The organism is Streptococcus ovuberis, from assembly GCF_012396585.1.
In the GTDB taxonomy this organism is placed as follows: Bacteria; Bacillota; Bacilli; order Lactobacillales; family Streptococcaceae; genus Streptococcus; species Streptococcus ovuberis.
The window spans coordinates 122,061-135,995 of record NZ_JAAXPR010000004.1; the positions used below are offsets into that span (position 1 = coordinate 122,061).

The window sequence follows — 13,935 nt, forward strand, 5'->3', positions numbered from 1 at the left end:
AGTTTGAAGCAATTCTGTAACATGTTTAACTGTTGATCACATCACCCCTCTCACCGATACAGCCTTAGGCTCTTTTCATGCGTCGGTAGAGAACAGCAAGCAACATCAGCGTCGCACCAAGGCCGTAGAAGAGGGCTGTTCCGAGACCACCAGTCTTTGGAAACTCACCGTTCTTCAAGTTCTTAATGGTCAAGCGAATGACCAAATTGCTATCGGCTGGATTGATTACGTAGTACGATTCATTTCCTGAAAGAACTTTCAGATCGCCGTCTTCTGTGATCGTAAACTTGAGGTCAGCTGGTAATTTCTGATAACCTGCTGGACCTTGTTCTTCTTTGAGGACATAGGTACCAGGTGCTAGATTTGACACTGTTACACTGTTGTCGTCGCCTGAGGTCACCAGTGCTTGCTGAATTGCTTTCTGACCGGTTTCATCATAGAGGCCAAAACGTGCTTCCAATCCTTTATCTTGATCGTTGTAGTCACGTTTGAGAAGCTTCAACTTGTAAATATTAGGTTTATTCTTAACCGTCAGCGGCATAATGGTGTGAACACCTTCCGCCTGAGATTGACCTGCTTCAATCAAGTCATTTTTGTTCTCAACGGATACCGTATAATCAGCCGCTACAATCACCTTGTAACGGGTGCTGTTAGCTTGATAACCTACTGGAGCCTTACTTTCTTCCAAGTAGTAAGTTCCTGGTGCAACAGCTGGAAACTCAATTACGCCACTATCAGATGTTGTTAATTCGTTTCCAACTGGAGTGTTGTTATCAGACTGGTACAGTTTAAAGGTTGCACCTGCGAGCATTTTTTCTGGACTGTAAAAATCAACTTTTTTGATCCGCAGTTTTGGTGCATGGTTAATCAAACGCAAGATGACTTGATTACTCTTCTCAACCGTTGCAAAGCCATTCGTTTCTTGCTCACGACTATTGCCATCCAGAATAACTAGGCTACCGTCTTTCTTAACTTGAACATCAAAAGCTGTAAATGGCAAATAGTTTTCAGGCGCCTTTTCTTCTGAAACAGTGTAAACACCTGGTGTCAGCATAAAGCGCGCTGGTCCAGAAGCTGAACTGGTCCATGTCACTGACTTATCTTTGGTATCAGATGACGCTGAGTAGGTTGTGCCATCTTTAATCTCTGGTTGTGACGCAGTATCGTCTTTGGCTTTAAGTTTCAGACGGGCACCCGCCAGAGTAGCTTTATCAATGCTAATTTTGTCAATGCCAAACTCATGTTTCTTCACGTTAGTCACAACTAGTGGAGTATGTGGCACTGTTTTACCATCAAGGGTAACTTGAACCTCACCTGTTGCGCTGACCTTGACGGTGTAAACATTGGTTGACTTGAGGTAACCATCGGCCGCCTTGGTCTCTTCAAGGGTGTAGGTTGAGTTCGCTTCTAGCTTAAAGCTTGCTTGTGCAGTTGTAGCGTCTGTGGTCTTCGTTTCAACAACTTTACCATTCTTAGAGAGTTTAAACTCAACTGGTACTAAAACGTTTTGACCGCTATCGTCAATTTTCTTGACAATCAATTCACTGCTAATGTTTTTCACGCGCAACTCAATCGTATCACCGCCAAGAACATCTAAGCCATAAGTAGAAACCATGCTATTGTCACCATCTGGCAGGACAACCGAACCATCTGCGCGGATAGTAAAGGCAATTAAGCCACTCAAGCCAGTATACCCTGTTGGAGCTTTTTCCTCCTTCAAGTAGTAGGTACCAGGACGGGTTACCGATGGGTCAGTAAATGTGAATTCACCGTTTGAAAGGTTAACAACCTGACCTGAAATAGTTCTCCCACTCTTATCTGTAATCGCAAAGCGCGATGTGAGGGTGATTTTCTCACCTGTCAGAGCATCAACTTTGATAATTTTCAACTTGTAGGTTGGCTTATTGTTGGTAATTTCGTTATTAGCAACATCTTGAATCGCGAAGGTTACTTGACCACTGTCACGATTTACTGTACCAACAACAGTGTAGCTGTCTTTGGTTGGTGTGTAGTCATTTGGCGCTTTAACCTCATTGAGAATATAGGTGCCAGCAACCAAATCTTTAAAGGTCACCGTACCATCTTTGCCACTGACTGCCTTACCAATAAGCGTTTTCTGATCTGCTGACCAGAGGGTAAACTCTGCACCTTCTAGAGCTTTTCTAGACCCTAGCTCGACTTTTTTGAAGCTAAAGTGCCCTTTCACGCGGGTGTTGGTCACATCATAGCTCTTGCCATCGTCGTAAGATGCTGCATATCCTGCTGGCACATCTTTTTCGCGGACCGTGTACTTAATTCTCGTGCGTTGGCCATTTGTTGCGACCTTTTCTTTTGGTAGACCTGTAAAGCTGTAACTCCAGTTATTGTCACTTGTAACAGTGGCTGTTTTTGAGGTTGGTACACCATCTTCCCAGAGTTCAACCACCACTGATTGCGGACGGTCGCTTGGTTGATCCCCAATCCAGTGTTTGCGACCTCGTACAGTCACCTCAGGGTCACAGACCTCCGATGCCGCACTGGTCAAATCATCTAAAGTATTGATTGGGAATTTATTGATATAGGTTGATTTGTTCAGCTCGCCAGCTGCAAAGTTAGAAGCTTCAAAAACACGATCAGGATAATCTGGACTAGGCACAGCAGTCTGACCATTAAATGTCAAAGCCGAAACTTGTAACGTTCGTTGTGAACCATTCCAAACCTCTGACGTTAGGAAAATCCGATATTGCCCGCCCGCAAAAACACGAGTGATCCCATCTATAGAATATTCAAAGTTATTCCCATCGCGGCTAATATTGACTGCAGCAGGCGCCCTTAAACTACCCGCCTTAGCTGGTGCTGACCAAGATCCATTCTCATAGTCTGGCGTGCCGTCTGATTTCTTGGGACCAGTATAACGCAACATGTAGAAGTTATAGTTTAACGGATCACGTACAGGAGAATCCAAAGCGGTTCCATTAAATTTGGTCTCATGTCCTGGATAAAGAATATCTCCATTTTCATAGAGTACAAAGTCTCCATCAGATACTGGAATCCAATTTCCAGCTACTGACCATTTTGATGGATCAGCTTGGTGAAGCGACGGAATAATCTTAACTGGCCGTACAGTTCCGCCCGTAACAACCGAAGGGTTTTCAATGTCAGATACACGGTACATGTAAATATTAGGGTCCGCTAACACCTTGACAAAGAGATACTTCCCGTCCGTTGACATCTCTCCTGAGTTAACCTTGCGGAAGTTAGGATGAGTATAAAAGCTTCTCCCATTGTAAACTTGGGAATCACGCTTAACCGATTCAACGATGCCACCTAATCTAATCTGCTTAATCAGACTACCATTTGAACCTGCCGAAGGATTCATAACCGCAACTTCACCGTTATCTGCTATCCCATAAAGATAGCCAGAGGTTCGGCTATAGGAGATGGCATGACCAAAAGTTCCAGCACTACCGTCTAATTTGTTTGGGAAGTTAACTGTTCGTGTAACCTCAGTACCATTTTTCAGCATGTAGGCACTATTTGTAGCCGACACATACATGAAAGTTTTACCACCGGCATAACATTGTCCACCGAGAGCGCCTTCATAGTTTTTAACACTCCAGTTATTAGCCGAAATCTCTTCGTAGGTTGCATACCAGTCCGTTATCGCATCTTCTTTGATTGTCCAGTTGATGCCTTCGTGGTTTTCATCATACTTCGGCAATCCTTCAAAGCTAATTTTTTGCTTGGCCCCCTTTTGTGACGACAGTTGTTTTGTTCCAGCTGCTTTATACTCTTGACCATTCTTATACACGCGGAAAGTTGCCTTCTGGTCACCACTTGGCTTATCCACCCACTCTTTATCAATAGTAACTGTAACCTTTGCTGTTTTAGGGTCTTTTAATTCATTCGGCACACGAACATCCATAGCTTGCTTAACAAAAAATGTCACGCTTTCTTGCTGAATATTGTGTGTGCTATCGGATGTGTGTTGGGTCAAGATATACGTCCGTGAAACAGGTAGGTCTAATTTATACGTTCCTTTCTCATCAGTCGTAATATCTTGCCAAGTGCCATCTTCAAAGACTAAGCGATACTTAGCATTCGGAATTTTGATGGTGTCATCACCCTTTTCAAAGGTATTGATGATAACACTAGTTGTTTGAGTTTTCGGTAAGTGTATCGTCTGTGTTTGAGTAAGCGATATAGGGTCTAATCTAGCTGGACTAAGTTGTACCCCTTTATGATCATACTGATAGGGAACCTCAACTAGTGTTAGTGTATAGGTTCTATCCTTGGACAGCCCTTTTAGTGTGAACTGCCCTGACTTATCCGTTGTACCGACATAAATCTGACCCAGATCATCCGTCACTCGAACAGTGGTGTAAGGAATGACAACAGATTCATTTTTATCTTCGACAACCTTAATGGTCATTGTGCCGACCGTCTCAGGATTATACGGCGTGTTGCTCACGGTCACATCAGCATACTCGGGATATTTAAATAAACCTGGAGCTGGGATATTTACCTTAACAGGATTTGGGATCCCCAGATAGCCATCCGGTGCCGAGATTTGAGTAATACTATAATCACCTGCTGTCAGCCCTGCGACATACGCATAGCCATCTCGGCTACTGGAAACTTCCCATTGGCCACCGTTACTGGATTTCACCAAAAATTTAGCTCCAGAAACTGGTTTTGTTGTGTTTGCTGTATCTACAACCTTAATTCGTAAAGTCGTCGAATTTGCCGCTCTCAGGCTAAAACCGCCACTGAGTGTTTCTGCAAAAGCGCTATTGATGGATTGATAGTTAAACCCAACTACGAGAGTGACTATCGCCAACAATCCCCACAACCAGTTCCGACGCTTACTGTGTTGCTTGTTTCTATATCGTCTTTTCATGGTTCTTCTTTCTCTTAATTCCTCTCTCATCACCGTTTACCAATAACATAAGTTAGTTGACTGGCTTCTTCCGCAGAAAACATCCGGTAAGAAATCACACCTAGCCCTTCAGCATTTGATTCAGAGATAAGAATCGAGCCATCTTCCCCGATTGCTTCAACGATGGCAACGTGACCATGAGTCAATGAGGCACCCGCCTGACCCGGTGAAAATGATATCGCATGGCCAACCGCTGGTTGATTGGTTATCTCGTACCCAGGTTTAGACTGCCATTGGCCGCCATCTCCCATGTAGGGATCAAACTCAATTCCTAGCTCCGCAGCTCGGTTATAAACATACCATGTGCACTGTCCCCATGGATAAGATTGCGTCAGGTAATTTCTTGTGTCAATTTTCTTGCTCAGTGTGTATTTTTCTGGAATAGTCGTGTAACTGGTACCTGCTACCGTTGCTGAAGCAGGTATTTCTGGGGCACTTGGTGTCCCGCCATGCTCATCAATCCAACGGTCGATATCCTCCATAAAGGCAACACGAACTTTGGCACTCTCATCGTCAAAGTAGAGCTGACCAGATTTTTTACTGTCAAGAGTATTTTCTTGATTAGCTTTATATTTCTCGTCTTGTTTTTTTACACTTTGGTTTTTCTCTTGGCGTAAGAAAGCTGCCAAAGCTACGACATGTTCTTCATCTGTTGCGTCTGGCTTATCTGAACCGTGTTTCCACAATTTAGGTTGCTCTGAACTACCGCTCTCAACAAAACCAAGAGAACTATCTTGCATAGCATAGGCCATCAACACTCGTGCATCAATTCCGCTTATTTGTTGCCAATTAAGAAGTTTCTCTCCTGTGACACGAGTTGATTCCGTCTCACTACTTAGTAGGGCGATAAAACCGTCTAATTGCTCAGCAGTAATCCCATAGCGTTGTTTAAACATATCGTGTTCGTAGGCCGTGTCACGAGACCAGTGCTCAACATAAGGATTCTGTGCAACTAACAAGCGCGTTCCATCAGAAATCGTTGCTGCACGTGGCGTTTCTGCTTTATCCTTGTCCTCCTCCGATTTATCCTTAGATTTGTCTTTGTCAGACTTTTTGTCGCTATCTTTTTTGTCTGATTGGCTAGAGCCATCTTTATTTTCACCCAACTTGTCCTTAGCTTTTTCTACCAAGTCCTCGTCATAAACATAGGTTAGTCGAGTTTCTCCGCTAACAATCCCATCTTCCAAAGTAAAATCCGTGCTGGTGACAACATGACCTTCGCTTGTACGCTCCAGTTGACCATCTGGTGTCTTATTGGCTAAACCAACGAGACGATACACTTTATCGTTTGCCTTAATTTCTAAGCGGCGTTGCGCCGAGACGTTATAGGCTGTATCTATCGGTTGAGTAGCAAGCAGCACCTCATCTGGGGACAACTGATTCCCTTTACGATCCACATAGGTAGCCACAACGCTACCTGACGCTGGTGCAAACGCAATCGGAACACTCGCTTGCTCATCTTTTATAACGAAATCAATAGCGATCTGACCGTTTTCTAACGTTTTCCAAGGAAAGACTCCTTCAAGTGGAATATAACCTGCTGGACGGGACAAATGAATCTGATACGCTCCTGAAGGCAAATCATTGACAAGAATGCGCCCAGACTCGTCTGTTTTCCCTTGTACAATCAGCTGGTTGTTAGCGTCAAAAAGTAAAAAGGGCAACTCAATTGCCGCTGGTTCTCCAATTTCCTGAACACCATTTCGATTGCCATCAAAGAAAAGAGCGACTTGTTTTACAACTGCTGTTGCATCTGCCGACTCATTTTCGGAAACAACAACTTGCGTGTTCTCAGCATTTGCATTTATATTTGCATGGAACGCACCGAGAATCACAGAACTGACAAGGAGCCCGACAACTCCAGCTTTCTTCTTATTCATTTTAATAAGACCTTTCGATTTTATAGACTACTTTGGCTGTTAATGATAAAAATAAGTAGGCGACCTTAATCCTATAACACTCCATCAAGAACCTAGTGATTAGAGTCTTATATAGGCCGACACCTCACTAGCACTACGCTCTAAGACTGACGACCAATTGTTGCTTAAAAAAGCGCACTCTGGCAAAACCACTCTTGCGCAGTGTGATACTGTTTTATTTAATTTTTGATTTGATAAATATACAAAACTAGTATGAATAACTTATTTTTACTTAACGCTCTCACTGATGATTATTTTACTCACAACCATCATTTAACTTTAAAGTCTCCTACACTTAAGGATACTCTTTTTTATAGCAAAAATCAACTGGTATTTTGTATTTTTTTTATGATTGTTTTAAATAATCTCATCGCACAGAAACTTAAAGCAACAAAAGTTTTTGTAAACCGTTTTCCTCGCTGAGCTTTGCTCGCTTTTTTAGTTTGCCACCCCGAATCATTAACTTCTACCTCTTTGAAAATACACAAAACACAGATAAAATACCTCAAAAATTAGATAAGATTGCAAGAAAAGAGATTAGACACGCCTGTTTTCCAAAACTGTATCAACTAAGTTAGCCCCCTACTGTAACCCAGAAAAACTTGATAGGGTATTTATTCAGTCAAAGACTTTCTAGGAATCCTAGCTCTTTTCTCCGCTATTGCTAATAGATATTGTTACGAAATATCACTTCTTCTTTCTCTATAGCCCGTGTCACCTCAATAAGCATTTAAGGGCTTATTGTCCCCCATTTCCTAAGATAGCTCAGCGTCGCAAGTAGACTAATTATGTCTTATTAGCTCAAATGGCTTTCTCGTTTCACTAGTTTTACGCCCTTCCCTGTCAGAGAGATGATGACTTTCGAGAATCATTCCGCCAGCATAACCACCATACTTTTGTGCATCTCACCTCCCATTATCCCTCTTCTTTTCTAAAGGCCAAATTCTGCCCAAAACCAAGAAAGACACCTGCCTTTTCACACAAATCTCTGCGAAACACTGGTCTTCTAATGCTTCTTTCTTCCCATTGGCCCTCGCTTCTCTTGCATTATAGCACTCTAAAAATAGCAACTTGAACTTTCTGTAAACCAGTTAATTTAAAAGCATCGTTACCCTCAAATTGCCAAGAATTAGGTAGCCTTTTTTCATGCAAAAAATTGACTCTGGTTTTGGAATGGTTTCCCAATGCTCCCCAGAGCGACCACGTTTTTTTAGCCCCCTGATCCTCCTAATAAAGATAGAACGTTTTCCAAACCTAATTCCGTGCCTTATGGCTTTATTTGGAGCACATATGAAATAAAAACAAATAACCCAAACGATACCATCTAAGTTTGTATTGCCATATAAATCAAGGTGCCTAACAGAAGAAAATCAGCCAAACTTCAAAAGTTCAGCTGAAGGTATCATAGAATAAGGATTAGACCAACTTCTTGGCCAAAGCAAAGTTTCCGAGGGTAGCTGAGCCATTATCAGCCACCGCAGGTCTTACAATATAGTCTTCAACGGCAGGTACTGGCAAGTAACCGTTTAAAAGTTCTTCGAAGTAGGTGTGGACTCGTTTAAGCATATGATCTTGAGCCATGACACCTCCACCAAAGACGATTACTTCCGGCCTAAACATCATGGTCGCCTGAATAGCCGCCTGCGCAATGTAGTAAGCTTGCTTATCCCAGACATCGGAATCCAAGCCGATATGCTCTCCTCGAACCCCTGTCCGCGCTTCTAGAGATGGGCCTGCCGCCATGCCTTCAAGACACCCTTTGTGGAAAGGACATACTCCTTCAAAATCCTCTTCTTGTGGGTGACGCGCCACATAGGTGTGCCCCATTTCAGTATGGCCAATGCCTCCGATGAAATGGCCATCTTGGTAAGCACCCGCACCAATCCCGGTCCCAATCGTGTAATAAACCAAGCTATTCACAGTTTGCCTAGCAATTACTTCCCCATAGGCTGATGAATTCACATCCGTCGTAAAATAAACAGGAATACCTAACGCTTTCTGAATCGGGCCTACCAAATCAACATTAGCCCAGTAAGGTTTTGGTGTGGTCGTCACATAGCCATACGTTTCTGATTCAGGCTCAATGTCAATTGGACCAAAAGAACCGATAGCCAGTGCTTCAAGGCCTTCAAATTGCGCAAAAAAAGCGATGGTCTTGGCAATGGTTTCCTCTGGTGTTGTGGTTGGAAACTGTGTTTTTTCAACTATTTCAAAAGCTTCATTGCCAACTGCACAGACAAATTTTGTCCCACCAGCCTCCAGACTACCAAATAAACGTGTCATATTTTCTTCCTCATTTTCATTTTCTACACTTTATTATATCACAAAACCATTCCATGAATCAGTAAAAGGAGCCGGAGCCCCTCTTTACTTATCAAGATCTACTTAATCAATTTCAAGAAGGCGTCGCCGTTAGCAACACTTCCTGAAGCCAAGCTTTCAACAGCCGCATAATCAGCTGTGTTTGTTACGATAACCATAGTTGTCGTGTCAAGGCCAGCTTCTGCAATCACTGCTGGATCAAAGTAACCCAAGATATCACCAGCTTTCACTCGGTCTCCAGCAGAAACCTTCATGTCAAAGCCACGACCGTTCAAGGAAACCGTATCAATCCCAATGTGAATCAAGATTTCAGCACCAGTAGCTGTTTTCAAACCGTAAGCATGGCCCGTTTCAAAAGCGATGGTTACTTCAGCATCTGCAGGCGCATAAACAACACCTTCAGATGGTTTTACTGCCAAACCTTTCCCCATCGCACCTGATGAAAAGACTGGGTCAGAAACATTTTCAAGAGCAACCACTTCACCAGCAAGTGGGGAAACCAACGCTTCACCAGCTTGATCAGCAACGGCTGAAGCTGGTACAGCAGAAACACGTGGTTGTGTTTTAATTGGCTTTTCAGTAGCAACAGGGGCTTTTTCTTCATCTTCAAAACCGAAGAAGTATGTCAATGCAAAACCTGCTACAAACGATACAGCTACCATAAGGAGGTATTGCAAGAATTGACCGTTAAGGTAAAGAAGCGTTCCTGGAATAATGGTGATCCCAAAACCAGTACCCGCAAGACCAAGAAGAGAGGCAACCATACCACCAAGAGCACCCGCAGCGAGTGACAAGAAGAATGGCTTACGGTAGCGCAAGTTCACACCAAAGATGGCAGGCTCAGTAATCCCCAAGAAGGCTGCAAGAGCTGCTGGGAAAGCAAGGGCTTTTAATTTCGCATTTTTCGTTTTCACACCAACCGCAACCGTTGCCGCACCTTGAGCGGTCATGGCAGCAGTAATGATAGCGTTGAATGGGTTAGCACCTGTGTTGGCAACCAATTGTGATTCAAGCAAGTTGAAGATATGGTGAACACCAGATACCACGATGACTTGGTGAACCCCACCAATCAAGAGACCAGCAAGACCAAATGGCAAGGCAAGAAGAGCATTTGTCGCTGCAAGGATGTAGTTTTCAACCACGTGGAAAACAGGACCGATGACAAAGAGGCCTAGGATAGACATCACAAGAAGAGTGATGAATGGCGTTACCAAGAGGTCAAGCACTTCTGGCACATACTTGCGGACAAACTTCTCAAACTTCGCACCAACGATACCGATGATGAAGGCTGGAAGAACCGACCCTTGAAGACCAACGACTGGAATGAAGCCAAAGAAGGTCATCGGGGTAACATCACCACCTGATGCAACTGCCCAAGCGTTCGGCAGAGAGCCTGAGATAAGCATCATCCCAAGAACGATACCGATGGTTTGGTTCCCACCAAAAACGCGGAAAGTTGACCATACCACAAGGGCTGGAAGGACGATAAAGGCCGTATCCGTCAAAATTTGAGTGTAAGTGATAAAGTCAGCATTATATTCTGCAACACCCAAGAACTTCATTACTAATTCCTGAGTCAAAAGACCACGGAATCCCATGAAGAGACCTGTCGCTACGATCGCTGGGATGATAGGAACAAAGACATCACCGAAAGTACGGATGGCACGTTGGAAGGCATTGCCTTGCGCAGCTGCTTCTGCTTTTTGTTCACTAGTTGTTGCTGTTGGTAAGCCAAGCGCAACCACTTCATCGTAAATCTTGTTAACTGTACCTGTCCCGAAGATCAATTGGTACTGGCCTGAGTTGAAGAAAGCACCTTGTACTTTTTCAATGTTCTCTGCACGATCCTTGTCGATTTTAGCTTCGTCAACGACCATGACACGCAAACGAGTCGCACAGTGAGCTACGCTTCTAACGTTCTCACGTCCACCGAGCGCCTCGATGACTTCTTTTGCAATTTGTGTGTTATCCATTTGCAAAAACTCCCCTTTAATTGAATTCATTTGTTGAAAGCGGTTTACAGTATCTTTCGTTTTCTATTGTATCACTTTTTTAAAATATGTCAACCGTTTGATATAAAATATTTTAAAACAACATAAAAAAGTTGATTTTTAGCCAGAAAACGGTTACTATTATAATAGTGACTAGGAAGATTCTGACTAACCCTAGACATAGATTAGAGGAGAGATAAAATGCCTTTTGATAGCAACTTACGTTACCGTCCCTATGAAGATTGGACTGCTGAGGAGATTCAAGCCATTGAAGCCAATGTGGCCAAGTCTCCTTGGCGTTCTACCCTGCACATCGAACCCCAGCGTGGCCTACTCAACGATCCGAATGGGTTTTCTTATTTCAATGGCCAGTTCCATCTCTTTTACCAGTGGTTTCCTTTCGGGGCCGCACACGGTTTAAAATCTTGGTTCCATACGGTCTCGGATGATCTGGTTCACTTCCAAGAGACTGGGACTGTCTTGCTTCCTGACCATCCATTGGACACTCACGGCATGTATTCTGGTTCTGCCATGCAGATGGAGGATAAGCTCTTTATCTTCTATACCGGCAATTGCAGGGATGCTGAATGGGTTCGTCATCCTTATCAAAACGGGGCTCTGATGACCTCCTATGGGGATTGTGTTAAATTCGATAAGCCCCTCATCACCCAGCCGAAAGACACGACCGATCATTTCCGTGACCCACAAATCTTTGACTACAAGGGCCAGTACTACGCCATTATCGGTGGCCAGGATTTAGAGAAAAAGGGGATGATCAAGCTTTATAAGGCAGTCAATAACGACTATAAACAGTGGCAAGAGATTGGTAATTTAGACTTTGCCAATGACCGCACGGCCTATATGATGGAATGCCCTAACCTGATTTTCATCAATGACCAACCCATCCTCCTCTACTGCCCTCAAGGCCTTGATAAATCTGTCTTTGGCTACGATAATATCTACCCGAACCTCTACAAGATTGGAAAAGCTTTTGATCCGGAACAAGCTGCCATCCTTGAACCTTCAGAACTTTACAATCTAGATTATGGGTTTGAGTGCTACGCCACCCAAGCCTTTAACAGCCCAGATGGTCGCGCCTTAAGCGTCAGCTGGTTAGGTTTGCCTGATGTAGAGTACCCAACGGATCACTTTGATCACCAAGGTGTTCTCTCCCTCGTAAAAGAATTGACTCTTAAAGAGGGTAAACTCTACCAATACCCTGTCGAGGCGCTCAAAAACCTTCGCCAGGAACCTGTAGTTTTAAGAGATATGTCAGAAACAGACAACGTCTACGAACTAGAAATCACCATCCCAGCCGAAAGTAAAAGTGAGCTTGTCTTGCTGGCAGACCAGGCTGGTCGTGGCCTACGCCTTGAAGTCGATACACAAAACGGTCTCTTGACCCTCGATCGTAGCCAAGCAGGTGAACAGTACGCCTTAGAGTTCGGACAGACGCGTGAATGTCCGATTTCAAAAACTGAAACCACCCTCAATATTTTCATTGACAAATCCATCTTCGAAATTTTCATCAATAAAGGAGAAAAAGTCCTCTCAGGCCGCGTCTTCCCTAATGCCGATCAATCTGGCATACGTTTGACAGCTGGTCCGATTTCAGGAACTTATTACGCATTACACCATGGTCGCTAAACTTACTGATGTTGCCCGCCTAGCGGGCGTTAGCCCCACTACCGTCTCTCGTGTCATCAACAAAAAGGGCTACCTATCCGAACAAACAATTCGCAAGGTAGAAGAGGCCATGCGGGAACTTTCTTATAAACCGAATAATCTTGCTAGAAGTTTACAGGGCAAATCCGCTAAGCTAGTCGGTCTCATCTTTCCAAAGCTCTCTAACGTCTTCTATGCTGAGCTGATTGAGCACTTAGAGCTCGAACTGTTTGAGCGTGGCTACAAAACCATTATTTGCAACAGCCAAAATGAACCCGAAAAAGAAAAAGAATACTTGGAAATGTTAGAGGCTAATCAAGTTGATGGCATTATTTCTTCTAGCCATAACCTAGGCATCTCAGATTATGAGCGGGTCTCTGCTCCTATCATCTCCTTTGACCGCAATTTATCTCCCAGCATCCCTGTCGTATCATCGGACAATTTTAAGGGCGGGCAATTAGCGGCGCAATCTCTCAAACGTTCAGGTTGTTTAAACCCACTCATGATCACTGGAAACGACGACTCCAACTCACCGACAGGTCTTAGACAGGCAGGGTTTTCTACGATTTTTCCAGACGCACCTATCATCAATGTCTCTAGCGACTTTTCACCTGTGCGCAAGGAAATGGAAATCCAGACCATCCTCCGAAAGCACCAGCCAGATGGCGTCTTCACTTCCGACGATTTGACTGCCATTCTAGTCCAAAAAATTGGAAGAGAGCTTGACATACAGATTCCCGATGAGTTGAAAATCATCGGTTACGATGGCAGTTATTTCGTAGAGACCTACTATCCTCAGTTAACAACGATCAAACAACCTATCGCTGAAATGGCCAAACTGATGGTCGAACTATTGATTCAACGTATTGAAGGCCTCGACCTCAAGGAAAAGAATTACGTGCTCCCTATCCAACTCTCTCCAGGCAACAGCCTGTAAATTGACCTTCAACAAGAGGCGAGACTGAACTGCTGGCCTCTGTTTTTCTTATTTTTTTTAAAATTTTAAGTCACACTCTTTACCTACTGTAAAAAGCCTTTTTTTCAAATTTCACCGTCAAATGTATTGCTAATTTTTAGAATTTTTTGTAGAATGAGAAGAATTGAAAAATATCTAACAAGG

The 13,935-nt window shown here is 43.6% G+C and carries 6 protein-coding genes; 2 read left to right on the forward strand and 4 right to left on the reverse strand.

The window, feature by feature from the left end; genetic code table 11:
- Positions 1-64: 64 nt before the first annotated feature.
- The 4 genes from HF992_RS03655 to HF992_RS03670 all read right to left on the reverse strand — a co-directional run bounded on the left by HF992_RS03655 (position 65) and on the right by HF992_RS03670 (position 11,132).
- Positions 65-4,879: a SpaA isopeptide-forming pilin-related protein gene (locus tag HF992_RS03655; protein WP_168548703.1), complete on the reverse strand. Its 4,815-nt coding sequence runs from the start codon at positions 4,877-4,879 to the stop codon at positions 65-67.
- 29 nt (positions 4,880-4,908) lie between these two features.
- The gene (locus tag HF992_RS03660) at positions 4,909-6,798 is read right to left on the reverse strand and encodes a CHAP domain-containing protein (protein WP_168548704.1); all 1,890 of its coding nucleotides are present in this window, start codon (positions 6,796-6,798) and stop codon (positions 4,909-4,911) included.
- A gap of 1,455 nt (positions 6,799-8,253) precedes the next feature.
- Positions 8,254-9,120, reverse strand: coding sequence for a fructokinase ScrK (gene scrK / locus HF992_RS03665; RefSeq protein ID WP_168548705.1), 867 nt, complete (start codon positions 9,118-9,120; stop codon positions 8,254-8,256).
- A gap of 98 nt (positions 9,121-9,218) precedes the next feature.
- On the reverse strand, positions 9,219-11,132 hold the full coding sequence (locus HF992_RS03670) for a sucrose-specific PTS transporter subunit IIBC (protein ID WP_168548706.1): 1,914 nt from the start codon (positions 11,130-11,132) through the stop codon (positions 9,219-9,221).
- 219 nt (positions 11,133-11,351) lie between these two features.
- Here HF992_RS03670 and HF992_RS03675 point away from each other — a divergent pair, with 219 nt between their 5' ends.
- Together HF992_RS03675 and HF992_RS03680 are read left to right on the forward strand one after the other, a co-directional pair.
- Positions 11,352-12,797 (forward strand): sucrose-6-phosphate hydrolase, encoded by a 1,446-nt coding sequence (locus tag HF992_RS03675; RefSeq protein ID WP_168548707.1) that lies wholly within the window; start codon positions 11,352-11,354, stop codon positions 12,795-12,797.
- Positions 12,787-13,752 carry a LacI family DNA-binding transcriptional regulator gene (locus HF992_RS03680; protein ID WP_168548708.1) on the forward strand — a complete coding sequence of 322 codons (966 nt, stop codon included), beginning with the start codon at positions 12,787-12,789 and terminating at the stop codon, positions 13,750-13,752. Before HF992_RS03675 ends, HF992_RS03680 begins: the two co-directional genes overlap by 11 nt.
- Positions 13,753-13,935: the final 183 nt, after the last annotated feature.

Bases quoted from the DNA above. Each gene is read 5' to 3' on its own strand.
- HF992_RS03675 (WP_168548707.1), top strand. From the start codon at position 11,352: ATGCCTTTTGATAGCAACTTACGTTACCGTCCCTATGAAGATTGGACT.
- HF992_RS03670 (WP_168548706.1), bottom strand. From the start codon at position 11,132: ATGGATAACACACAAATTGCAAAAGAAGTCATCGAGGCGCTCGGTGGA.
- HF992_RS03655 (WP_168548703.1), bottom strand. From the start codon at position 4,879: ATGAAAAGACGATATAGAAACAAGCAACACAGTAAGCGTCGGAACTGG.
- HF992_RS03680 (WP_168548708.1), top strand. From the start codon at position 12,787: ATGGTCGCTAAACTTACTGATGTTGCCCGCCTAGCGGGCGTTAGCCCC.
- scrK (WP_168548705.1), bottom strand. From the start codon at position 9,120: ATGACACGTTTATTTGGTAGTCTGGAGGCTGGTGGGACAAAATTTGTC.
- HF992_RS03660 (WP_168548704.1), bottom strand. From the start codon at position 6,798: ATGAATAAGAAGAAAGCTGGAGTTGTCGGGCTCCTTGTCAGTTCTGTG.